At 69.5% G+C, this 20,973-nt stretch carries 23 protein-coding genes; 13 read left to right on the top strand and 10 right to left on the bottom strand.

Features of this window, described 5'->3' with window-relative positions:
- Positions 1–58 precede the first annotated feature (58 nt).
- The gene (locus GVY39_RS16710; RefSeq protein ID WP_159925558.1) at positions 59–1,375 is read left to right on the top strand and encodes a metallopeptidase TldD-related protein; all 1,317 of its coding nucleotides are present in this window, start codon (positions 59–61) and stop codon (positions 1,373–1,375) included.
- A 9-nt stretch (positions 1,376–1,384) separates the two neighbouring features.
- Here GVY39_RS16710 and GVY39_RS16705 read toward each other — a convergent pair whose 3' ends face one another.
- Positions 1,385–1,768 carry a PPOX class F420-dependent oxidoreductase gene (locus GVY39_RS16705; protein ID WP_159925327.1) on the bottom strand — a complete coding sequence of 128 codons (384 nt, stop codon included), beginning with the start codon at positions 1,766–1,768 and terminating at the stop codon, positions 1,385–1,387.
- Between the two features lie 40 nt (positions 1,769–1,808).
- The gene (locus tag GVY39_RS16700) at positions 1,809–2,357 is read right to left on the bottom strand and encodes a PadR family transcriptional regulator (protein WP_159925329.1); all 549 of its coding nucleotides are present in this window, start codon (positions 2,355–2,357) and stop codon (positions 1,809–1,811) included.
- Positions 2,358–2,470: 113 nt separating this feature from the next.
- Between GVY39_RS16700 and GVY39_RS16695 the strand changes: the two genes are divergently transcribed.
- Positions 2,471–3,187, top strand: a complete 717-nt coding sequence (locus GVY39_RS16695; RefSeq protein ID WP_159925331.1) for a glyoxalase — start codon at positions 2,471–2,473, stop codon at positions 3,185–3,187.
- Between the two features lie 9 nt (positions 3,188–3,196).
- On the opposite strand, the gene map is transcribed toward GVY39_RS16695, so the two are convergent.
- The gene (map, locus tag GVY39_RS16690) at positions 3,197–3,961 is read right to left on the bottom strand and encodes a type I methionyl aminopeptidase (protein WP_159925333.1); all 765 of its coding nucleotides are present in this window, start codon (positions 3,959–3,961) and stop codon (positions 3,197–3,199) included.
- A 105-nt stretch (positions 3,962–4,066) separates the two neighbouring features.
- Here map and GVY39_RS16685 point away from each other — a divergent pair, with 105 nt between their 5' ends.
- Positions 4,067–4,330 carry a helix-turn-helix transcriptional regulator gene (locus GVY39_RS16685; protein ID WP_159925335.1) on the top strand — a complete coding sequence of 88 codons (264 nt, stop codon included), beginning with the start codon at positions 4,067–4,069 and terminating at the stop codon, positions 4,328–4,330.
- A gap of 49 nt (positions 4,331–4,379) precedes the next feature.
- Here the strand turns inward: GVY39_RS16685 and GVY39_RS16680 are convergent, their stop codons facing one another.
- On the bottom strand, positions 4,380–5,546 hold the full coding sequence (locus tag GVY39_RS16680; RefSeq protein ID WP_159925337.1) for an epoxide hydrolase family protein: 1,167 nt from the start codon (positions 5,544–5,546) through the stop codon (positions 4,380–4,382).
- 126 nt (positions 5,547–5,672) lie between these two features.
- Between GVY39_RS16680 and GVY39_RS34415 the strand changes: the two genes are divergently transcribed.
- Positions 5,673–6,428 carry a histone deacetylase gene (locus tag GVY39_RS34415; protein ID WP_236565486.1) on the top strand — a complete coding sequence of 252 codons (756 nt, stop codon included), beginning with the start codon at positions 5,673–5,675 and terminating at the stop codon, positions 6,426–6,428.
- On the opposite strand, the gene GVY39_RS16670 is transcribed toward GVY39_RS34415, so the two are convergent.
- A complete protein-coding gene (locus tag GVY39_RS16670) occupies positions 6,362–7,633 on the bottom strand; it encodes a CdaR family transcriptional regulator (RefSeq protein WP_159925339.1) in 1,272 nt (423 codons plus the stop codon). The two genes, GVY39_RS34415 and GVY39_RS16670, sit on opposite strands and share 67 nt — an antisense overlap.
- Before the next feature lie 250 nt (positions 7,634–7,883).
- Here GVY39_RS16670 and GVY39_RS16665 point away from each other — a divergent pair, with 250 nt between their 5' ends.
- Positions 7,884–8,219 carry a hypothetical protein gene (locus GVY39_RS16665; RefSeq protein WP_159925341.1) on the top strand — a complete coding sequence of 112 codons (336 nt, stop codon included), beginning with the start codon at positions 7,884–7,886 and terminating at the stop codon, positions 8,217–8,219.
- A gap of 21 nt (positions 8,220–8,240) precedes the next feature.
- On the opposite strand, the gene GVY39_RS16660 is transcribed toward GVY39_RS16665, so the two are convergent.
- A complete protein-coding gene (locus GVY39_RS16660) occupies positions 8,241–8,414 on the bottom strand; it encodes a hypothetical protein (protein ID WP_195071185.1) in 174 nt (57 codons plus the stop codon).
- Positions 8,415–8,539: 125 nt separating this feature from the next.
- On the bottom strand, positions 8,540–8,875 hold the full coding sequence (locus GVY39_RS16655; protein ID WP_159925343.1) for a hypothetical protein: 336 nt from the start codon (positions 8,873–8,875) through the stop codon (positions 8,540–8,542).
- Positions 8,876–9,020: 145 nt separating this feature from the next.
- Between GVY39_RS16655 and GVY39_RS16650 the strand changes: the two genes are divergently transcribed.
- Positions 9,021–10,124: a glutamate--cysteine ligase gene (locus GVY39_RS16650; protein ID WP_159925345.1), complete on the top strand. Its 1,104-nt coding sequence runs from the start codon at positions 9,021–9,023 to the stop codon at positions 10,122–10,124.
- A gap of 21 nt (positions 10,125–10,145) precedes the next feature.
- Here GVY39_RS16650 and GVY39_RS16645 read toward each other — a convergent pair whose 3' ends face one another.
- Positions 10,146–10,883, bottom strand: a complete 738-nt coding sequence (locus GVY39_RS16645) for an anti-sigma factor domain-containing protein (RefSeq protein ID WP_159925347.1) — start codon at positions 10,881–10,883, stop codon at positions 10,146–10,148.
- Between the two features lie 397 nt (positions 10,884–11,280).
- On the opposite strand from GVY39_RS16645, the gene GVY39_RS16640 reads away from it, so the two are divergent.
- The 7 genes from GVY39_RS16640 (at position 11,281) to GVY39_RS16610 (ending at position 16,594) form a co-directional block, all read left to right on the top strand.
- Positions 11,281–11,835: a TerD family protein gene (locus GVY39_RS16640; RefSeq protein WP_159925349.1), complete on the top strand. Its 555-nt coding sequence runs from the start codon at positions 11,281–11,283 to the stop codon at positions 11,833–11,835.
- 177 nt (positions 11,836–12,012) lie between these two features.
- Complete coding sequence (locus tag GVY39_RS16635; RefSeq protein ID WP_159925351.1) at positions 12,013–12,429, top strand: phage holin family protein; 417 nt, start codon at positions 12,013–12,015, stop codon at positions 12,427–12,429.
- The gene (locus GVY39_RS16630; RefSeq protein WP_159925353.1) at positions 12,426–12,821 is read left to right on the top strand and encodes a DUF3618 domain-containing protein; all 396 of its coding nucleotides are present in this window, start codon (positions 12,426–12,428) and stop codon (positions 12,819–12,821) included. The genes GVY39_RS16635 and GVY39_RS16630 overlap by 4 nt, the downstream gene beginning before the upstream one ends.
- Positions 12,818–13,075 carry a DUF4235 domain-containing protein gene (locus tag GVY39_RS16625; protein ID WP_159925355.1) on the top strand — a complete coding sequence of 86 codons (258 nt, stop codon included), beginning with the start codon at positions 12,818–12,820 and terminating at the stop codon, positions 13,073–13,075. The genes GVY39_RS16630 and GVY39_RS16625 overlap by 4 nt, the downstream gene beginning before the upstream one ends.
- Positions 13,076–13,747: 672 nt before the next feature.
- Positions 13,748–14,116: an STAS domain-containing protein gene (locus tag GVY39_RS16620; RefSeq protein ID WP_159925357.1), complete on the top strand. Its 369-nt coding sequence runs from the start codon at positions 13,748–13,750 to the stop codon at positions 14,114–14,116.
- Positions 14,117–14,231: 115 nt separating this feature from the next.
- Entirely contained in the window at positions 14,232–15,584 is a 1,353-nt protein-coding gene (locus tag GVY39_RS16615) for a cytochrome P450 (RefSeq protein WP_159925359.1), read from the top strand.
- 50 nt (positions 15,585–15,634) lie between these two features.
- Positions 15,635–16,594 carry a YafY family protein gene (locus tag GVY39_RS16610; protein ID WP_159925361.1) on the top strand — a complete coding sequence of 320 codons (960 nt, stop codon included), beginning with the start codon at positions 15,635–15,637 and terminating at the stop codon, positions 16,592–16,594.
- Between the two features lie 68 nt (positions 16,595–16,662).
- Here the strand turns inward: GVY39_RS16610 and GVY39_RS16605 are convergent, their stop codons facing one another.
- Complete coding sequence (locus GVY39_RS16605; protein ID WP_159925363.1) at positions 16,663–17,187, bottom strand: hypothetical protein; 525 nt, start codon at positions 17,185–17,187, stop codon at positions 16,663–16,665.
- 171 nt (positions 17,188–17,358) lie between these two features.
- Positions 17,359–20,934: a cobaltochelatase subunit CobN gene (cobN, locus tag GVY39_RS16600; protein WP_159925365.1), complete on the bottom strand. Its 3,576-nt coding sequence runs from the start codon at positions 20,932–20,934 to the stop codon at positions 17,359–17,361.
- Between the last annotated feature and the right edge of the window lie 39 nt (positions 20,935–20,973).

Below are 20,973 nucleotides of genomic sequence, written 5' to 3'. Positions count from 1 at the left end.
GTTTCCCGCGAGCGCGACCGTGGAGCGGGCGCTGGCGCTCTCGCGCGCCGACGAGACGATGGTGATCGTCCGCGACGAGCACGAGGCATCGCTGCGCTGGGCCGGGAACTCGATGACCACCAACGGGTCGTCGGTCTCGCGCAACTGGGCGGTGATCGCGGTGTTCCGCGACGGGCCCACCCGCGCCCGCGTCGGCACGATCGCCTCGACCAGCGTGGACCCCGGCGACATCGAGGCGGTGGTGCGCGCCGCCGAGGAGGCCGCGCTCGGCGCCGAGCCCGCCCGGGACGCGATGCCGCTGCTCGAACCGGACGCCGTCGACGACGACTGGGCCGCTCCCGCGGGAAGCACCGGCATCGAGGTGTTCACCGGTCTGGCCGACGGTTTGGCCGCCGGGTTCGACAGCGCCGACCGCCTCTACGGCTTCGCCCACCACCAGATGCACACCACATGGCTGGGCACCTCGACCGGCATCCGCCGCCGTTTCGTGCAGCCCACCGGTTCGGTGGAGATCAACGGCAAACGCGGCGACGGCGCGGATCTGGCCAGCGCGTGGGTCGGTGTGGGCACCGCGGACTTCACCGATGTCGACGTCTCCGGCCTGCTCGCCGACCTGTCCCGGCGCCTGGACTGGGCCAAACGCAAGATCGAGCTGCCCGCGGGCCGGTATGAGACCTTGCTGCCGCCCTCGACCGTCGCCGACCTGATGATCTACCTGGCGTGGTCGATGGAAGGGCGCGGCGCGCAGGAAGGGCACACGGCGTTCGCGCGGGCGGGCGGGACCCGGGTCGGCGAGCGTCTCAGCACTGTTCCGCTCACGCTCTACTCGGATCCGTACGCACCCGGTCTGGAATACCGTCCGTTCGTGGCGGCGACCGCGTCGTCGGAATCGATGTCGGTCTTCGACAACGGCCTGCCCGCCGAGCGGGTCGACTGGCTGCGCGACGGCGTGATCTCCGCGCTGATCTATCCGCGCGCCACCGCCGCCGAGTTCGATGCGCCTGCCACGGTGCCCGGAGAGAACCTGCTGCTCACCGGAGGTTCGGACGCCACGCTCGAGGATATGATCGCCCGCACCGAGCGGGGCCTGCTGCTGACCACCCTCTGGTACATCCGCGAGGTCGATCCGGCGACGCTGCTGCTCACCGGTCTCACCCGGGACGGGGTGTATCTGGTGGAGAACGGCGAGGTCACCGCCGCGGTGAACAACTTCCGGTTCAACGAGAGCCCACTGGATCTGCTCCGGCGCGTGAGCGAGGCTGGCGCGACCGAACACACGCTGCCGCGCGAGTGGAAGGACTGGTTCACTCGCACGGCCATGCCGCCCATGCGCGTTCCCGACTTCCACATGTCGTCGGTCAGCCAGGCCACCTGACCCGGGGGATCAGGCGGCCGGACTGATCTCGATGCCGATGGTCCCGGCCTTGCCGCGCCGCAGATTGCTGCCGAGGATGATCAGCGGACCGGTGAGCCAGTATTTGCGCCGCAGCAGCTTGCGCACCCGTTCGGTGCCCTCGGCGTCGAGGATCCGCCCGGTCCCTTCGACCACATCTCCGTGCGGCTTACCGGTCGCGCTGCACGGTTGCACGGTGACCGCCGGATTGCGGCGCAGGCGCTTGACCTTCCAGCTGTCGGTCACGGTCCAGACGTACAGTTTGCCGTTCTCGGACACCGCCCACACCGCGGTGCCGACGGGGGTTCCGTCCTTTCGGAAGGTGGTCAGCAGCACGTAATCGGCCTTGGCGACGGCGTCCAGCGAATTCGTCATGCGGGCAGCGTATCCCCCGGCCAGGCGACTCGCCGATGTCCTACTCCGGCATCCGGTACTCCCCCGCCTCCAGGCGCGCCACCACGCCGTCGGTCCACTTCGACAGGGTGCCGAACACGCCGCTCCACAACTCCAGCAGATCGGTCGCGTGCGGCGCGTCGTATCGCCCCGGGAATTCCGGGATCATCGCCACCAGGCCGGCGCGTACCTCCTCGCTGCGGCGGCGCTGTTCACGCAACTTCGCGATGACGTGCGCCCTGGGCAACGCGTCCATGAAGGCGATGCCCGCGCCCAACTCCTCCATGTCGATGCTCACCAGCGCCTCGTCCATGAGCCGGCGGAACTCGGCTTCGCCCGCCTCGGTGAGCTCGAACAGCGTGCGCCCCGGGCCTTGGTCGCTGTTCTCGGTGCCGAACGTGCTCAGCTTCCCCTCACGCGTGAGTTGCTTCAGCGCGTGATAGATCGAACCGGGCTTGACGTTCGTCCAGGTTTCGGCGCGCCAGGACAACAGTTCTCGACGCACGGCGTAGCCATGCACGGGCTGACGCAGGCGCATCACCCCCAGCACCAGTAAGCGCACCACCGACACGGAGACCTCCTTTTCCACTCCCGGTCGTATGGTACTCAAGTTTGACTTCCGCCCCAGATCGACCCTAAGCTCGACTACTCAAAGTTGACTACTGTAGGTGATCGAGAGGTTCCATGACCGACACGGCGGTACCGCAGCTCTGGACCAGCGATCTGGTCGGCACGCTGGATTTCTACAAAACACTCGGCTACACCGTGACTTACGAACAGACCCGGCCCTACGTCTACGGCGCCGTGGAGGATCGCGGTTGCGCTCTGCACTTCGTGTCCGTTCCCGACAGCGGCGACGTGCCCGCCGAACGCGCCGGCTGCCTGGTCATGGTCGACGACGTCGCGACCAGGCATCAGCTCTTCACCAAGGTGCTGCGCGCGCGATACGGCAAGGTACCCGCAAAGGGCCTTCCGCGGATCACCCGCTTCCGGCCCGGGCAGAGCCGGTTCACCGTGGTCGACCCGGCAGGCAATCAAGTGATCTTCATCCAGCGCGACGAACCCATGAAAGTCGAGTACGGCGGATCGAAAGCGCTGGAGGGACTGGCGAAGGTGCTGGACAACGCCCGCATCCTGCGCGATTTCAAGAACGACGACAAGGCCGCGTTCCGCGTACTCGAGGTCGGCCTCGGCCGGTTCCGAGCCGAGGCGCCGCGGCTGGACGTGGCCAGGGCGCTCGCGGCGCTGGCCGAAGTGTCGGTCGCGATCGAAGACCCCGGCCGCGCCGAGCAGATCCGCGCCGAGCTGCGCGCGATGGAGATGTCCCCGGACGAACGCGCCGCCGTCGCCGACGAGCTGCGCGCTCCCGACGACCTGGCCGCGTGGCTGTCCGGCGGGTAGTCACGGCGGTCAGGCCGCGGTCAACACCTCCGGCCCGTCCGGCGTGATCGCGACGGTGTGTTCGGAGTGGGCGGTGCGTGACCCGTCCGCCGACCGGATGGTCCAGCCGTCGGGGTCGGTGACGATCCGATCGGTCGTTCGCGCGAACCAGGGCTCGATCGCGATGGTCAGCCCGGGCCGCAACCGGTAGCCACGCCCGGGGCGGCCATCGTTGGGCACGTGGGGATCCTCGTGCATGGTGCGCCCGAGGCCGTGACCGCCGAACTCGATGTTCACCGGATAGCCGTGCTCGCGGGCCACCGCGGCGATGGCGGCGGAGATGTCGCCGATGCGATTGCCCGGCATCGCGACCGCGATCGCGGCGGCCAGCGCCTCCTCGGTTGCTCGCACCAGCCGCAGGTCCTCCTCCGCGCCCCCGCCGACGACGACCGTGGCCGCCGAATCCGCGACCCAGCCATCGATCCCGACCGCGAGGTCCATGCTCAGCACGTCGCCGTCTCGCAGCGCGTAGTCGAACGGAAGCCCGTGCAGCACGGCGTCGTTCACCGACAGGCAGACCGTGTTTCGGAAAGGCCCACGCCCGAACGAGGGCGCGTAGTCCCAGTAGCAGGACTGCGCGCCACGCTCGCGGATGCGCTCGCGAACGTGGGCTTCCAGGTCGAGCAGGTTCACTCCCACCTGGGCGCGCTCACGCAATTCGGTGAGCACGTCCGCGACGAAGCGCCCCGCCACTCGCATCCGCGCGATCTCCGCGGGACTCTTCAACTCGACCATCAATCCTCCAGAACATCGGTATTTTAATACCACCATAGCTCCGTCGGTATTTTAATACCAATCGAGTCGCTTGCGGTATATAAATACCGTCCGTAGCCTGAGCGCATGGTCCGCCTCCCGTTGACTGCCGCGCAGATCGAAGCAGGCCGCCGCCTCGGTGCCGCCCTGCGTGCCGCACGCTCCGACCGCGAACTCGGCGAAGTCGCACGCGCGGCCGGGATATCACCGGAAACGCTACGCAAGATCGAGACCGGTCGGTTGCCTTCTCCCGCGTTCGGCACCGTGGTGGCGTTGGGTCAGGCGCTCTCGGTCCCCCTCGACGACCTCGCCGGCATCTGGCGCTCCGCGGGTCTGGCCGAGTCGGCCTAGGGAAGGGGCTCGGGGCGGCGCGCTCGTGCGGCCGCCCGACGCTCGGCCGCTAGCCGCGATGATCGCGGAAGAACGCGCGTACGTCCGCCACGAACAGTGCGGGTTGCTCCGCCGCGGCGAAGTGCCCTCCCTCGGCGAATTCGGTGAAATGCTCGATGTGACCTTCCGGGTTCATCACGCGACGCATCAGCGGATGCGTGTTGAACACGGCCCATCCCTGCGGCACCCCGGACGGCGCGACCCAGTTCCGGCCGGAATGGGCGGACTCCCACAGGAATTGCGCCGCCGACGCGCCGCTGCGGGTGAACCAGTAGATGCTGATATTGGTCAGCAGCAGGTCGCGATCCACCGCTTCGCCTTCCGGACGCGCCGGGTCGGTCCACATTTGGAACTTCTCCGCGATCCAGCCGAGTTGCGCGACCGGCGAATCGGTCAGCGCGGCCGCGAGCGCGTTCGGCTGGGTGCTCTGCAGCATCAGGTAACCCTTGTGCTGATCCCATTCCTCGCGTGCGGCCGCGATCTCGGCGCGTTCGTCGTCGGTGAGCCCGTCCGGCATCGGCAGCTGCTCGCCCACCAGGCCGAGCATGCCCCGGTCGCTGTTCACATGCGTCGCGATCACCCGCTCCGGATGGGTAGCGGCCAGTCGCCCGGTGATGCCCGCGCCGATGTCGCCACCCTGCGCCACGAATTTCTCGTAGCCGAGCCTGCTCATCAACTCCGCGAACGCCTCGGTGGTGCGCGCCAGCTCCCATCCCGTCGAGGCCAGCGGCGTGGAGAACCCGAACCCGGGCAGCGACGGGATCACCACATGGAACGCGTCCGCCGGATCGCCGCCGTGCGACCGCGGATCGGTCAGCGGACCGATCAGGTCCACGAACTCCACCACCGAGCCCGGATAGCCGTGCGTGATCAGCAAGGGAATCGCGTCCGGTTCGGGCGAACGGACATGGAAGAAGTGGACGATCTGCCCGTCGATCTCGGTCGTGAACTGGTCGTAGGCGTTCAGCCGCGCTTCCTGCGCCCGCCAGTCGAACTCCTCACGCCAGTATTCAGCCAGTTCCCGCAGGTATCGCGGCGCTATCCCGCGCCCCCAATCCCCCTCGGTACCCGGGACGACGTGCGGAAAGCGCGTCCGCGCGAGCCGCACCCGCAACTCGTCGATCTCGGCTTGGGGAATGTCGATGCGAAAGGGGCGGATCTGCTTCGTGTTCGTCATACAGAACACTCTCCGCGCTATTGCGGAAGATTCGCTTCCGCAATTCTCCGAGATTCCGAGCGCGATTCCGGCGCGAACGGTCCACGTAGGTGGGCAGGGCGTGGCGAAGCGCCGAGAATGGGTGCCATGACGGCGTCGCATACCGAGGGGGCCGGGTCGGCGGCGGATGGCGATCGCCGCGCATCCGGCCTGGTCTGGTACGCGGCGTACGGCTCGAATATGTGCCCGAACAGGCTGCGTACCTATCTTCGTGGCGGCAGGCCGGAAGGCGGAGCCCTTACCTTGCCCGGCTGCCGCGACCCGTCCGACCCGGTCCGCTCGATACCCCTCCTGCTGCCGGGCGTGCTGTATTTCGCCACCGAATCGCTGACCTGGACCGGCGGCCGCGCTTTCTACGACCCGGGCTGTCCTGGCGAGGTCGCCGTGCACGCCCACCTGCTCACCGCCGCGCAGTTCTCCGACATCGTGGCCCAAGAGATGTATCGGGCACCGGGTGCGGAGGTGAAGTTGACCGAGGTGATCGACAGGGGCACAACCAGTCTCGGCTCCGGCCGGTACGAAACGTTGGTTTGCGCCGGCACCCACGCGGGGCACCCCGTGCTCACCTTCACCGCGCCCTGGCGCTATCGCGACGTGCGAGGCAATCCACCCGCCGCCGCCTACCTGCGGTACCTGGCGGCGGGTCTGCGCGTCGCGCACGGCTGGTCCATCCGGGCGACCGCGGGCTATCTCGCCACTCGTCCCGGCGCCGACCGGCGATGGACCCCCGAGGCAGTCCGCGCGCTGCTCGGCGCAGGCGAGGGGCGGCGTCGGGCCTACGAGGAGATCGTGGCGGTCCCGGACCACGCGCCGACCGGCGGTTCGCCCTCGGAGTCCCGGTAGCTGCGTGCGACCAGCGCGGCGCGTAGGTACCACACGCCGGATGCCTGTGCGGGGTCGAATCCGGTGAGCTGACCGATGCGCTTGAGCCGGTAGTCCACCGTGTTGGTGTGGATGTGCAGCGAGCGCGCGGTGCGCTGGCGGTTCAAGTTGGTACTGATATGACGTCTGAGCGTTTCGAGCAGTTCGGGGTGCTCGTCGAGCGGATCGAGCAGGGTCCGAAGCGTTTCCAGCCCGGGCCCCGGCCGGGTGAGCTGGTATTCCAGCGCCAGGTCGTCGAAGCGGAACAGCCCGCGTGTCCAGCGCAGCCGCTGCACCATGTCGAGCAACTCGTGGGCGCGGTCGGCGGCAGTCGGCACCTCGACCGGCGTCGCGGCGATCACCGTGGCGGCGATCGGTACCTGAGCCGCGCGGCCGAGGCTCTCCACCAGTTCGTCGAGCGCCTTGTCCTCGGGTTGCGCGGACGGCAGCAGGACGGTGCCGCCGTCGACGCTCAGCAGCGACAGCACCGTGTCACCGCAACGGGTCGCGAGTTCGGATTGCACTCGGCGCAGCTTTCGCCGCGCCACCACCGCCGCGTCGAGTTGCGGGTTGCCCTCCTCCGGATGAGGCGGAATCGCGAGCGCGAGAACCGAATACGAGTCGGCGATCTGGATACCGCATTCGCGGGCCATGGTGAACGTGGGATGTCCGCCGAGCAGGGCCGAGGCGAGTGTGTGGGCGGCCGTGTGATGCTCGCCGACCACAGCACGCAACTCGGTCACATACGCGCGCGAGACGGTCGAGGTGATGGTGTCCAGGATCTCCAGCAGGCGGCGGCTGATGTCCTTGAGACTGTCGAAGTCGGCGGCGGTCGCGTTCGCGACGATCAGGTCGAAGCCGAGCTTGAATCCCTCGTGCACGGCGTGGTGGATGGTGTCGATCGGGATGCCCTCACGCGCCCAGCCCGCCGCGGCGTTGCGCAGCAGGAGGGTCTTCTCGGGGATGTCGCTGCCGTCGAGCATGCTGACGGCCAGTTCCAGACACAGACGGGTGATGTTGGTGATGTCTCCGTTGAGCGCCTCCCCGGGTAGCGTCCGGCAGTGCGCGACGGTCTCGATGAAGTGGCCGACCATTTTGCGCGACAGATTCCGCACGTCTCGCAGTGAAGAACTGGCCGGGCGGCCCGACAGGGTCAGATCCGGACCTGCCGAATCGGTGATGGACATGTGACTCCTTCCCTCCCCGATCGCGGAAAGTACTCAACGGTAACTTGACCGGATCGACGTTCCGAGGGCCGAGCCCCCGGTTGGGGACACCACCCGAATCGGACGGCCCGCCCCTGTGAAGCCTCACAAGTCGTATTCGCGCGGTCGAAAACTTTCGATCCCCGTCGTAACGTCGGTGGCGGCAGGGTCGTCGGGCGGAGGGAGGGCCATGAACATCGGCCCGCACGAAAAAGATCGGGACATTGCCGAGGTGTCCGCGAGATTCGATCGTGGCACCCACCGCGGCGGTCCCGACGCGCTGATCAGAATGGGTCTGGAATTGGCCCTCGTCCTGGTGGACGCGGCCGAGGCCGCGGGCAGCCTCGCACTGGGCCGGTTCGAGCACGCGGCGAGCCGGTGCGCCCAGGCGGGCGTTCCGATCGAAGCGGTGCACGCCGTCCTGCGCGACAGCGTGGACGCGCGCCTCGCGGTCCCCGCGACCGATTCTTCCGAGCGCCGCACACCGCGAGACCGGGTCGAGCCGGGCGTGCTCAGCGATTTCCTGGAAGCGTTGAACTCGGTCGTGGCGCGCAGCTACGCCAACTGATCGGACGGGAGAGCGCGCCGCTCACAGCGCGGCGACCAGAGCGGCGCTTTCCAGCGCGCATCCGTGACCGATGGTGATCCCGGAGCCACCGTGACCGTAGTTGTGGACTACGGGCGTGCCGGGCAGTACGGCGTGGTCGAGTTCCACGCGGACTTCGCGGCGGCCGGGGCGCAATCCGACCACGGTTTCCAGCACTTCACTGTCGGCGAGAGCGGGTACCAGGTCGCGGCAGCGTGTCGGCGAGCGTATCCAGCCCGGCGCGCCACGCGGCGTTTTCGCAGCATCGCCCGTGGGAGGCGCGTGCGGTGCGGCTGTCGGCGTCAGTCGTCGTCGTCGAGCGACGTGACGCCGGTGGTCACGGCCACCAGCGGCCACTGCGGCCCGGCACAGCCGGCGGTGACGGTGCTGCCCGGCGCGAAGCCGCCCCGGCTCTCACCGGTGCGGGCCATGTCCACCCGCATACCCGCCTGCTCGCCCGAGCCGACCAGCACGCAGTTCCAATCCTCGGCAGGCGGCTGGCTACTCACCGCGATAGTGCCCTCTTCCTGGGTGTCCGCCGACAACGTCGGTCCAGCAGCGGCCTGCCCGGCGCAGGCGGCGGCCACCGCCACGGCGGAACTCCCGGTCACGGCGAGACGTAGCGCGATGCGGAACATCCGACAACTCCTTCTCTTCCGGCCCCCTTGTGGTGCGCGTTGCCGCCTTTCGGCTGTTCAAACGGCCGTGAGCCGGGCAGCAACCAGTCGGCGATCCCCGCGCGATCACCTGACTAGGCCGCGCGGACTTGGGTATCGCACCCGCATGGACGATGGGCGCCTGACCGTCGGTGTGGAAGAAGAGTTCCTGCTCGTCGACCCCCGTACCGGCGCACCGCTGGCGCGCAATGTCGAAGTGGCGCGCACGGCCGAGGAGATCGGCATCGACCTGCAGCTCGAGCTGACCCGCTGCCAGGTGGAGGCCAGCACCGCCGTGCACACCGACATCGGCGCACTGCACCGGCAGCTTCGCGAATTGCGCCGCGGGATCGCCGCCTGCGCCGATCGCAACGACGCTCGCCTGCTCGCGGTCGGTATCCCACCGACCGTCCCGCACGATTTCCCGGTCACCGATACCCCGCGCTACCAGCGCATCGCCGAGAACTTCGGCATGCTCGCCCACGAACAGGGGCTGTCGGGATGCCACGTGCACGTCGGCATCCCGGACACCGAAACCGCGATCCAAGTCAGCAACTACCTGCGGCCGTGGCTGCCGCAACTGCTCGCCATGACCGCCAATTCGGCGATCTACCGAGGCACCGAGACCGGGTTCGCCAGCTGGCGCAGCATCTTGTGGCGACGCTGGCCCAGCGCCGGACCCCCGCCGTACTTCGAGTCCGCACGGCACTACGAGGCGATGGTGGCGATGATGCTCAACAGCGGCAGCATCCTGGACAAGCAGATGGTCTATTGGGACGTCCGTCCGTCGGTCTCGTTCCCCACCGTGGAGGTGCGGGTGAGCGACATCCCGGCAATGGTCGAGGAAACCGCGCTCTTGGCGGCAATGGTGCGCGCCATCGTCGCAACGGCGCGGAGATCTCTGGCCGCCGGCCACGTCGCGCCGCCGGTGCCCGCCGAAGTGCTGCGAGCCGCGTACTGGAAAGCGGCGCGTTCCGGACTTTCCGGTGAGGGTGTCGACCCCCACGACAGCAACGTGGCGCCCGTTCGCACCTTGCTGCTGCGGCTGATCGAGCACATCTCGCCCGCGCTGGAGGACGCTGGTGACCGCCAGTTCGTCGACGAGGCCTTCGCTCGCCTGCTCGCCCGCGGGAACGGCGCACAACGGCAGGTGCGGGCGCTGCGGGCGCGCGGCGAGGTCGATGATGTCGTCGAAGAGGTGGCGGGCGCGACCCTCGAAGGGTGCGACTAGCGCAGCGCTCCGACGCATCGGTCAGCTGAGCGCGACGGTGCCTAATCGCGGGGAGGTCGGCTCGGCCGATCCCGTCGCCGGTTCGATCGTGACGGCGAGAGCCTCCGCCGGATCGAATCCGGTCGCCACACCCAGCGGCGGCACCGTGGTCAGCACTCCCACCGAGCGCGCGGCACCGGCGGCGGACACCAGCCAGAGTTGGTAGGCCCGTCCGGGGGGCGGCTCGGGTACCGCGTCGAAGGTGATCGCGACGGCTCCGAGCTGATCGGAAGTGCTGATGGTCAGCCTGCCGCCGCTCGGCAGGGGGATCTCCCGGGACCGCGCGTTCGGTTGCCCGAGGATCTGGTCGGCCGTGACCGACGCGGCATGCGATCGGGCGATCCGCTCGGCCACCACCACGCTGCCCGTCCCCACTCCGATGACCACCGCGGCGGCCACCGCCAGGCGGAGCACGCGGCGGCGACGGAAGACCTCGCGGAGGTCACGGCGACCGCGCCGCGCGGCCGGAGCCGAGTCGTCGATCGCCCGGAGGATCTTCGACTCGAGGGTGGGGGGCGGGTTCACCGCCTCGGCGCCGCTCAGCGCCGCCAGCGTCTCCCGGATCCCGCGCACCGCGACCGCGAATGCCGCCGCGGTGCCGAAATCGGCTCCGGCGAGGCGGTTTTCGATGTGCCTGCGCTCTATCTCGGCCACCGCGTCCATCGCGTAGGGGTACGCCAGGTCGGTCAGCTCCGCGCGGCACGGCTTGGTGTCGGTCATGGCCGGTCGCCTTGTGACGGACCGACCGGATGTCCTGCACCGATCGCCCGCACCCCACCCGCCGATCGCGCGCTCGCCGCTACCTCGGGACTCGAACGGACCGCGGATCGCGCCGGCGAACGACCGCGCGTGGGTGGATCCGCGCCGCGGCCTCGGCGCACCTGCCCTGTGCCAACCCGCATGCCTTGGACTTCGCTGCGCTGCGCCTGGCGGATTGGATTCTCGCCATTTTCGACACCGGCACAGGTACGCTGCTCGTCCGCCGACTCGTCCCGATCGTCTCGGCACAAACGTCGCCCAGCGGTCACGCTCAGCGCGTCGGCCGACGACCAGAGCGCACTCGACGCCCGATGGCGGAGGCATACCGCCCCGGGCTCCGACGCAGAGGAGAATCCCTATGTTCACCGTGCTCCGCGACGAGCGCGGAATCCCGCTCGAGCTCGTCACCGTGGCGATCGGCTGGGACCCCGCCGCGCACCGGCGCTTCTTCGGCCGGCGCGAGGAGATCGATCTCAACGTCGCGGCTCTGCTCTTCGCCACGGGCCGGCTGGTCGACGTCGTGTACCACGAACAACTCAACTCCACGGACGGGTCGGTCCGGCTGCACGGCGACAGCATCACCGGTGAGGGGTCGGGCGACGACGAGATCATCAGCGTCGACTTGTCCCGGCTCGCCACGGAAGTCACGACAGTGCTGTTCCTCGTCACCTGCTACACCGGCCAGAGTTTCGAGCGGATCGCGAACGCCTACTGCCGGGTGATCGACACCGCCGCGGGCACCCAGCTGGCCCGCTACGACCTCACCGGCGGCGGCGCGCACACCGGCCTGGTGCTCGGTCGAGTGCGTCGCACCGACGGCGGCTGGCAGTTCGAGGGGATCGGCAGAGGAGTGCGGGCCCGGCATCCGGTCGAAGCGATCGGGCAGATCGGCGACTACATCGATCCGTCCTGAAGCGATTTCGTCTGCGGCCCAACCGCTTCGGAACGCGGCGTGATCTCCGATCGCACGGGTGACCCACCTCCGTACGTCCCGAGCCCGCGGGGCGCGATCCCCGCGGAGGCGTCCGATTGGAATGCGGCCGCGCGGGTAGTCGCCCTGCAGGAGGTGCGACATGCCGAAGGAGGTCTCATGACCGGAACGACACCGACCCGCCCGCCAGCGAATTCACGGTCGGTCGCCGAGTTGGTGGAGGACGCCACCGCACAGCTGTCCCGGCTCATCCGCGACGAACTCCAGCTCGCCCGCGTGGAGATGCGGCAGAAGGGCAAACAGTTCGGGCGCGGAGCGGGCCTGGCGGGGGTCGCCGCGCTGCTGGCGTTCTACGGCGGGGCGGCGTTGGTCGCCGCGGCGGTGCTCGGGCTCACCGAACTGCTGCCGGGGTGGGCTTCGGCGTTGATCGTCGCGGGCGCGCTGCTCGTGGTCGCGGCGATCCTCGGATTATCCGGAAAGAAGAGCGTGGAGACCGCCACCCCGCCGATACCCCAGGAAGCGGTCGAGGGCGTGCGCGAGGACATCGAAGTGATCAAGGACAGGAGGCGAGGATGAGCGACAGCCGATCGCAGGCCGGCAGGCCCGCCGACGACGTCGCGGCGCTGCGGCGCGACCGCGATCAGGCCAGAGAAGACCTCGGCAGGACGGTCGAGGAACTCGGCCACAAACTCGACGTGCCCGCCCGCGGCAAGGAAAAGGCGCACGACGCCGTCGAGGCGACCCAGCACGCGGCGTCGGAGGCGGCGCTCGCCGTCACGGAGAAGGCTCAGCAGGCCCGGACGGCCGCCGCGGGCCTCGCCCACCGTGCGGTGGAGGCGACACCGGAGCCGGTGGCCGTACGCGGCAAGCAGGCCGGTGCAGCGTTGCGCGCGCATCCGATCCCGGCCGCCCTCGGCGCCGCGGTGATCACGGCACTGGTGTGGCAGATCGCACGGAGGCGGCGATGAAGACGCTCTACAAGCCACTCGGCATGGTGATCAGCGTGCTCGGTGGCCTCGCGGCGAACGCGGTGTTCACCAGGGTATGGAGTCGGATCAGCGGCGAACAGCAAGCACCGACATCCACCGCGCGGGATTACTCGTGGCGCGAAGTGCTCTTCGCCGCTGCCCTGCAAGGCGCCATCTTCGGGCTGGTCAAGGCTGCGATCGATCGCGCCGGCGCGACGGGCTACGAATCACTCACCGGCACTTGGCCCGAATAGGGACGATGATGCGATAACCGCGCCTCGCCGGCTGGAATCCACTGCCGCCGCCGTGATTCGGCACTCTCGGAGTAGCCGGATCCCGGCGGCGGTCGTGCGTTGTCCGGCCGTCGATCCTGCGTATGGATACTCCCTCACTCCTGAGATGGTGGCCGAGCTGCGGTCATGACACGAGAGCCGTTCTCGGGTGTGGCGATCGGTATTCGCTGCAGTCCCAAGCGTTTCCCGCAGCCCGCCCGGTTCGACCGGTACGAATCGCGGAGCGCAGGGACTCACCGCCCCCCCCCCGGTTCCGGACGCGATCGACCCATCGCTGCCGCCCGTTGTGTGACTTGTCACCGGGTCGAGAACCGGCTCGCAACCTCGGTCTCCCCTCCTGTGCCCGGTTCGTGTTCACGGTGACGCATTCGCAGGCATGCCGCATCTTTGCCACAGCGACGAGTACTCGGGCGTCCACTTCACAACCGGCGTCCGTCCCCCTCTGGAACGGTGACACGCCCCCTTCCGATGCGGGATGAGGCGCACAGCGTGATTGCCGCGCGGCAGGATGGGGTAAGTTGACCGCGGAATGCTCGCTCTCTGCGCCGCGCCTGTGCGCAAGAGACGCGAACCGGAGCGGGAGGTCGACGTGGCGCACTGCCGAGGACGCGTCGCTGGCACGGGAGGTGGATTGTGAGTTCCGATAGCGCGCCCCGAGCGCTGGAGGTCGAGGTGCGGTCGTCGGAGGACACGGCGATCGTGACCGTGCACGGCGAGATAGACATGGCGTCCGCGCCACGCTTGCAATCGGCGCTCGACGAGGCGCTGCGCGACACACCGGCCGCGGTTGTGGTGGACATGTCGAACGTCGGGTTCCTCGGCTCCGCGGGGCTGAGCGTCCTGCTGGCGGCTTCGGAGGCCACCGGCTCGCGCGGCTTGCGCGTGGTCCCCAGTGACGCGGCGCGCAGGCCGATCGAGGTGACCGCGCTGGACCGCTTGCTCACCGTGTTCGACTCGGTCGAGGACGCGCTCGCGGTGGACGAGACCCAGTCACCGAGCTGAGCCTCGGCACCGCATCGGTGCAGTACAGAGCCCGCCACGGTTTCGACCTCCGGTCGCCGGGTATGTGCCCGGTCGTCGGCACCGTGCCGATCTGAGCGCACCGGGAGGAGGCCGTATGGCAGACAACCGCGAACACCGACTGGTGGGAGTGCCCGCGGTAGCGGCACTGGCGGATCTCGGATTCGCCTCGGTCGCCTCGGGCGTCATCGCGCGGCGTCGGCCGGTGCTCGGCTTGCTCGAACGCACCGGCGCCGATTCCCGGGCGATCGAGCGCGTGCGGCAGTTGCGGCGCGAGTTCGGGGCGGGACCGGTCGAGCTCGTGGTGCCAGGCCGCCGGATCGTCGTCGTTCTCGACCCGCAGGACGTCGGGCGGGTGCTGGCCGACGCGCCGGCCCCTTTTCATCCCGCCAATCGTGAGAAGCGGGCCTCGCTGCGCCAGTTCCAGCCGCACGGCGTCCTGCTGTCCGACGGGCCGATCCGCGACCAGCGCCGCGCCGTGAACGAGGCCGCGCTGGACTCCGCCGAGCCGCTGCACCGTCTGGCCGGGCCGTTCGCGGAGGCCATCGCGGAGGAGGCGCGCGAGATGATCGTGTCGGCCCTGCACCGCGGCCACCTGGACGCGCGGCAGTTCACCACGCAGTGGTGGCGGCTGGTCCGGCGGATCGTGCTCGGGCTGCGGGGACGCGACGACACCGTCCTCACCGACGAGTTGTCCCGGCTCCGCTCGGCGGGCAACTGGTCGTTCCTGGCGCCTGCGCATCGCAGGCAGCGCGATCAGTTCACCAACCGGTTATATCGCCACGTGGAGTCCGCTCCGCCGGACAGCCTCGCCGGTGCGCTGGCCGCGGTGCCCGCGGGCGGCGCCACCGATCCGGTCGGGCAGATACCGCACTGGTTGTTCGCCTTCGACGCGGCGGGCATCGCGCTCAGCCGCGCGCTCGCCGTGCTGACCACCCATCCCGAGCATCACGCCAGGGCGCTCGCCGACGCCGTCGACCCGGAGCGTGCCGACCTGCGCGGCTACCTACGCGCCTGCGTGCTCGAATCGGTGCGGCTGTGGCCGACCACGCCCATGCTGCTGCGGGACATCACCGCCGACACCCAGTGGCGCGACGGCGACGAGCGCTTCACCATCGCGGCGGGCGCCGCCCTGATGATCGCGGTCCCGGCGTTCCACCGGGATCCCGATCTGCTGCCGTTCGCCGACCAATTCGTCCCGGAGATCTGGCTGGACGGCCGCGCGGAGCAGTACCCACAACTCGTGCCGTTCAGCGCGGGTCCGGCCGACTGCCCCGGCCGCAATCTGGTGCTGTTCGTCACCAGCACGCTACTCGCGCACTTGCTGACCTCCGCCGACTTCCGGCTGCGGTCCACGCCGCGGCCCAACCCGGACGCACCGCTGCCGGTGGCGTTGAACAACTTCGGGCTCGACTTCACTGTCGAGCCGTGTATGACACAGGCTGGCTAGTTCGTCCATCGCGGAAGCGACACTTCCGCGATAGCTGTCATGATCTAGCGATGCTGGAAACCTCCGCACGTCTGTTGCGGCTGTTGTCGCTGCTGCAGCTCCGGCGCGACTGGCCCGGGCCCGCGCTGGCCGACAGGTTGGGCGTGTCCACGCGCACTGTTCGGACCGACATCGAGCGGCTGCGGACGCTCGGCTACCCCGTCCACGCGACGCCGGGTGTCGCGGGCGGGTACCGGCTCGGGTCCGGATCGGCGCTGCCGCCGTTGCTGCTGGACGATGACGAGGCCGTCGCGGTGACGATCGGGCTGGTCACCGCCGCCAACGGGGCGATCACCGGCATCGAGGAGATGGCGGTGCGCGCGCTGGCGAAACTGCAGCAGGTGTTGCCGTCTCGATTACGGCACCGGGTCGAGGTGCTGACGGCCGCCACCGTGCACGTGCCCGGCGACGAGGAGTCGACCGTGGACGCGGCGGTGCTCACCGCGGTCGCGGGGGCGATCAGAGCGAGCGAGCGATTGCGCTTCGACTACGAAAGCCATTCCGGCACACCGTCCAGCCGGGATGTCGAACCGCACCGGATGGTGCACTGGGGGCGCCGCTGGTACCTCGTCGCCTGGGATGTGGAGCGCGGCGACTGGCGTACTTTCCGTGTCGACCGGATCATCCCGAAGATCCCGAACGGGCCACGATTCACTCCCCGTGCCCTGTCCGAAGAGGAGATCGCCGAGCGAGTCCGGCGCGGAGTGGGCACGGCCACCTGGGCCTATCGCGCCCGGGTACGGATGGCCGCCCCGGCGGAGGTGATCCGGGCCCGCATGCCCGCGGCGGTGGAGGTCGAACCGGACGGGCCGGATCACTGTGTCGCACATGTGGGTTCGGATTCGCCCCGGATGCTGACGCTGTATCTCGGTCTGGCCGACGTCGAATTCGAGGTCCTGGACTCCCCGGCCCTGGCCGAGCATCTGGTCGCCACCGCAGCGCGTTTCCGGCGGGCGGCGGGACGGCAATAGCACGCGGCCGCGCCCGGCGCGAGCGCCGAGCGCGGCCGATGCCGCCGACTGGCGGATCAGTCCCGCACCTACCGGCTCGCGCCCGCGGCGGCACCGATGAGTCCGCCGACCACGCAGCCGGGGAACACCCCGACAACGAAGAAGACGAGGCCGATCAGCGCCCCGACGGCACAGCCGATCGCCACACCGCCCAACGTGGCCGCCGCGTCACCGATGAACCGCGGCGCACCCGGCTCCGGAATCGCGGTGCCGACCGGCGTCAAGGTCAGCGTCGTCCCGGCCGCATCGATGTGGGGAGCCACCCCGACCTGCTGGCCGAACATGGACTGCAGGGTTGTCGGCACCGTCGTCACCACCGCACCGTCGGGCCCCAGCACCGCGATGCCGTCCGGCGTGCGGGCGAACGTACCGGAAGCGAGCGTGACCGCGGCGCTCGACCGGTCCGGCGCGACGGACGCGGTGTAGGCGACACCGCTGTGGTTCTCGCTCACCGCCGCACCATCGATCTCGGCTTGCCCAAATGCGGTCGCCGCGGTCACGCCGGTGGCGGCAATGGTCAGCAGCGTGGTCGCAACCAAATTCCTGAACTTCATGAGCCTTCCCATCCTCAGCAGATTCGATCTGTCGTTACCTGGGTACAGCCGTGAAACACTAGCGATTATAGACGTTCTGCATCACCATTTCCGGCAGTTGAAAATGCCCGAAATGTCTTGCCCGCCAGCACATCTCGTGCCGATCGAAGAGAACGGGAGAGCGACTGGAGGCTACTCCAGCTCGCCTTCGGCCTCCAGGTACACCTGACGCAACCGATCGAGCGTTTCCTGGTCGGGATGTTCCCACAGTTTCCGCTCGGCCGCCTCCAGCAGACGCTCGGCAATGCCGTGTAGCGCCCAGGGATTGGACTGCTCCATGAACTTCCGGTTCACGTCGTCGAAAACGTAGCTCTCCGTCAATTTCTCGTACATCCAGTCGGCCACCACGTTGGTGGTGGCGTCGTAGCCGAACAAGTAGTCGACGGTGGCCGCCATCTCGAACGCGCCCTTGTAGCCGTGCCTGCGCATGGCCTCGAGCCAGCGCGGATTCACCACGCGTGCCCGGAACACCCGCGCCGTCTCCTCCGACAGCGTCCGGGTGCGCACCGCGTCCGGACGGGTGCTGTCGCCGATGTAGGCTGCCGGGTTCTTGCCGGTCAGCGCACGCACAGTGGCGATCATGCCGCCGTGGAACTGGAAATAGTCGTCGGAGTCGGCGATGTCGTGCTCGCGGGTGTCGGTGTTCTTGGCCGCCACCGCAATCCGCCGATAGGCGCCGCGCATGTCCTCGGCGGCGGGCGCGCCGTCGAGGTCGCGCCCGTAGGCATAGCCGCCCCAGGCGGTGTACACCTGCGCGAGGTCGTCGTCGGTGCGCCAGCTCTTCGCATCGATCAACTGCAGCAGACCCGCCCCGTACGTGCCGGGTTTGGAGCCGAAGATGCGGGTGGTCGCGCGCCGCTGGTCGCCGTGTTCGGCCAGATCCGCCCGAGCGTGCGCACGCACGTAATTCGCTTCTTCCGGCTCGTCGAGGTCCGCCACCAGGCGGACCGCGTCGTCCAGCAGGGCGAGCACGTGCGGGAAGGCATCCCGGAAGAAGCCGCTGATGCGCACGGTGACATCGATGCGCGGGCGGCCCAGTTCCTCGAGCGAGATCACCTCGAGCGTGCTGACCCGGCGGCTCGCCTCATCCCAGACCGGCCGGACGCCCAGCAGGGCGAAGACTTCGGCGATGTCGTCACCCGAGGTGCGCATGGCCGAGGTGCCCCAGATCGACAGGCCCACCGATCGGGGGTATTCGTCGTGGTCGGCGCGATAGCGATCCAGCAGGGATTCCGCCATGGCCTGCCCGGTCTCCCAGGCCAGCCGGGACGGCACGGCTTTGGGGTCGACCGAGTAGAAATTACGTCCGGTCGGCAGGACGTTGATCAGGCCGCGCAGCGGCGAACCACTCGGCCCCGCCGGGATGAATCCGCCGTCGAGCGCGTGCAGCACCCGGTCGATCTCCACGCCGGTCTGGCGCAGGCGCGGCACCACCTCGATGGCCGCGAAGCGCAGCACGCGCCGAACCTCGGGGTTGTCGGTGATGCCGTCGACCGCGTCCGGCGACCAGCCCGCCGCCTGCAACGCCCCGACCAGCGTGCGGGCGCTGTCCTCGACCGCGTCCACGCGCTCGCGCGCCTCGCCGCCGGACTCGTCGAGGCCGAGGGCTTCGCGCAGGCCGGGCACGCTGCGCTCGCCGCCCCAGAGCTGGCGCGCGCGCAGCATCGCCAGCACCAGGTCGAGTTCGCTCTCTCCGGCGGGCGCCTGGCCGAGGACGTGCAGGCCGTCGCGGATCTGCACGTCCTTGATCTCGCACAGCCAGCCGTCGACGTGCAGCAGCATGTCGTCGAAGGAATCCTCATCCGGGCGCTCGGTGAGGCCGAGGTCGTGGTCCATCTTCGCAGCGCGCATCAACGTCCAGATCTGCTGGCGGATGGCGGGAAGCTTGGCCGGATCCAGCGCGGAGATGTTCGCGTGCTCGTCGAGCAGTTGCTCCAGGCGGGAGATGTCGCCGTAGCTCTCGGCCCTGGCCATCGGCGGGATCAAGTGATCGACGAGAGTGGCGTGCGCGCGGCGCTTGGCCTGGGTGCCCTCGCCCGGATCGTTCACCAGGAACGGGTAGATCAGCGGCAGGTCGCCGAGGGCGGCGTCGGTGCCGCAGGAGGCCGACATGCCGAGCGTCTTGCCGGGCAGCCATTCCAGGTTTCCGTGCTTGCCCAAGTGCACCATCGCGTCGGCACCGAATCCCTCGGGCGCGCTGAGCCAGCGATAGGCGGCGAGGTAGTGGTGGCTGGGCGGCAGGTCTGGGTCGTGGTAGATCGCGACGGGGTTCTCGCCGAAGCCGCGCGGCGGCTGCACCATGAGCACGACATTGCCGAAACGCAGCGCGGCGATGACGATCTCACCGGCCGGATCGGACGAGCGGTCGACGTACAGTTCACCCGGCGGCGGGCCCCATGCCGCCACGACGGCGGCACGCAGGTCCTCGGGCAGGGTGTCGAACCAGGCCGCGTAGGTCGCCGCGCCGATGCGAATCGGGTTGCCTTCCAACTGCTCGGCGGTCAACCAGTCGGGATCTTGGCCGCCGGCCGCGATCAGGGCGTGGATGAGGGCGTCGCCGTCTTGTTCGTCCAGTCCGGGCACCTCGCCGGGCGCGCCGAGATCGTAACCAGCGGCTCGCATTTCGGTGAGTAGACGGATCGCGCTCGCCGGGGTGTCCAGTCCGACGGCGTTGCCGATGCGGGCGTGCTTGGTCGGGTAGGCCGACAGCATGACGGCGACGCGCTTGCGCGCGGCGGGGATGTGGCGCAGCCTCGCGTAGCGTGTCGCGATGCCGGCGACGCGGGCGGCGCGCTCGGGATCGGGGACGTACGTGGACAGGCCGTCGGCGTCGAATTCCTTGAACGAGAACGGGACCGTGATGATTCGCCCGTCGAATTCCGGCACGGCGACCTGGGTGGCGACGTCCAGCGGTGACAACCCGTCGTCGTTGGCTTCCCATTGGTCGCGGCCGGTGGTCAGGCAAAGTCCCTGCAGGATGGGCACGTCCAGCTCGGCGAGTGCGCCGACGTCCCACGCCTCGTCCTCGCCGCCCGCCGACGCGGTGGCGGGCTTGGTGCCTCCGGCGGCCAGCACGGTGACCACCAATGCGTCGGCGCGGCGCAGGATCGCCAGCAACTCGGGTTCGGCGGTGCGCAGTGACGCGCAGTACAGCGGCAGTGCTCGCGCGCCGGCCTGTTCGATCGCGGTGCACAGGGCTTCGATGTAGGCGGTGTTGCCGGCCAGATGCTGTGCGCGGTAGTAGATCACCGCCACGGTCGGCCCATCGGCCCGATCGGCGGCGACCCGGTCCAGTTCGCCCCAGCTGGGCAGCTGGACCGGCGGCTCGAAGCCGTGGCCGGTCAGCAGCACGGTGTCGGACAGGAAATTGTGTAGCTGGCGCAGGTTCTCCGGGCCACCGGCGGCGAGGTAGTTGTGCGCGTCGGCCGCGACGCCGCCCGGCACGGTGGAGCATTCCATCAGCTCGGCATCCGGAGCGAGCTCACCGCCGAGGGCGACCAGCGGAATCCCGCTCGCGCGCAGCGCCTCCAGCCCGTCTTCCCAGGCCCGTTTGCCGCCGAGGATGCGCACGATCACCAGATCGGCGCCGTCGAGCAGGCCGGGCAGGTCGTCGACCAGCAGGCGAGCCGGATTCCCCCATCGGTAGTCGGCCCCGCTGGCGCGGGCACTGAGCAGATCGGTGTCGGACGTGGACAACAGCACTATCACGGGTGGCAGCCTTCCTCGGGTGACGCGCCCATCGGGGGT

The sequence above is a fragment of the Nocardia sp. CY15 genome (genome assembly GCF_009829295.1).
In the GTDB taxonomy this organism is placed as follows: domain Bacteria; phylum Actinomycetota; class Actinomycetes; order Mycobacteriales; family Mycobacteriaceae; genus Nocardia; species Nocardia sputi.
This window is presented reverse-complemented; position numbering and strand designations above follow the sequence as displayed.

Excerpts from the sequence above, each read along its gene's own strand:
- GVY39_RS16710 (WP_159925558.1), top strand. The coding sequence starts at position 59 with ATGGTGATCGTCCGCGACGAGCACGAGGCATCGCTGCGCTGGGCCGGG.
- GVY39_RS16705 (WP_159925327.1), bottom strand. The coding sequence starts at position 1,768 with ATGACGAATTCGCTGGACGCCGTCGCCAAGGCCGATTACGTGCTGCTG.
- GVY39_RS16695 (WP_159925331.1), top strand. The coding sequence starts at position 2,471 with ATGACCGACACGGCGGTACCGCAGCTCTGGACCAGCGATCTGGTCGGC.
- map (WP_159925333.1), bottom strand. The coding sequence starts at position 3,961 with ATGGTCGAGTTGAAGAGTCCCGCGGAGATCGCGCGGATGCGAGTGGCG.
- GVY39_RS16685 (WP_159925335.1), top strand. The coding sequence starts at position 4,067 with ATGGTCCGCCTCCCGTTGACTGCCGCGCAGATCGAAGCAGGCCGCCGC.
- GVY39_RS16680 (WP_159925337.1), bottom strand. The coding sequence starts at position 5,546 with ATGACGAACACGAAGCAGATCCGCCCCTTTCGCATCGACATTCCCCAA.
- GVY39_RS34415 (WP_236565486.1), top strand. The coding sequence starts at position 5,673 with ATGACGGCGTCGCATACCGAGGGGGCCGGGTCGGCGGCGGATGGCGAT.
- GVY39_RS16670 (WP_159925339.1), bottom strand. The coding sequence starts at position 7,633 with ATGTCCATCACCGATTCGGCAGGTCCGGATCTGACCCTGTCGGGCCGC.
- GVY39_RS16655 (WP_159925343.1), bottom strand. The coding sequence starts at position 8,875 with ATGTTCCGCATCGCGCTACGTCTCGCCGTGACCGGGAGTTCCGCCGTG.
- GVY39_RS16650 (WP_159925345.1), top strand. The coding sequence starts at position 9,021 with ATGGACGATGGGCGCCTGACCGTCGGTGTGGAAGAAGAGTTCCTGCTC.
- GVY39_RS16645 (WP_159925347.1), bottom strand. The coding sequence starts at position 10,883 with ATGACCGACACCAAGCCGTGCCGCGCGGAGCTGACCGACCTGGCGTAC.
- GVY39_RS16640 (WP_159925349.1), top strand. The coding sequence starts at position 11,281 with ATGTTCACCGTGCTCCGCGACGAGCGCGGAATCCCGCTCGAGCTCGTC.
- GVY39_RS16635 (WP_159925351.1), top strand. The coding sequence starts at position 12,013 with ATGACCGGAACGACACCGACCCGCCCGCCAGCGAATTCACGGTCGGTC.
- GVY39_RS16630 (WP_159925353.1), top strand. The coding sequence starts at position 12,426 with ATGAGCGACAGCCGATCGCAGGCCGGCAGGCCCGCCGACGACGTCGCG.
- GVY39_RS16625 (WP_159925355.1), top strand. The coding sequence starts at position 12,818 with ATGAAGACGCTCTACAAGCCACTCGGCATGGTGATCAGCGTGCTCGGT.
- GVY39_RS16615 (WP_159925359.1), top strand. The coding sequence starts at position 14,232 with ATGGCAGACAACCGCGAACACCGACTGGTGGGAGTGCCCGCGGTAGCG.
- GVY39_RS16610 (WP_159925361.1), top strand. The coding sequence starts at position 15,635 with ATGCTGGAAACCTCCGCACGTCTGTTGCGGCTGTTGTCGCTGCTGCAG.
- GVY39_RS16605 (WP_159925363.1), bottom strand. The coding sequence starts at position 17,187 with ATGAAGTTCAGGAATTTGGTTGCGACCACGCTGCTGACCATTGCCGCC.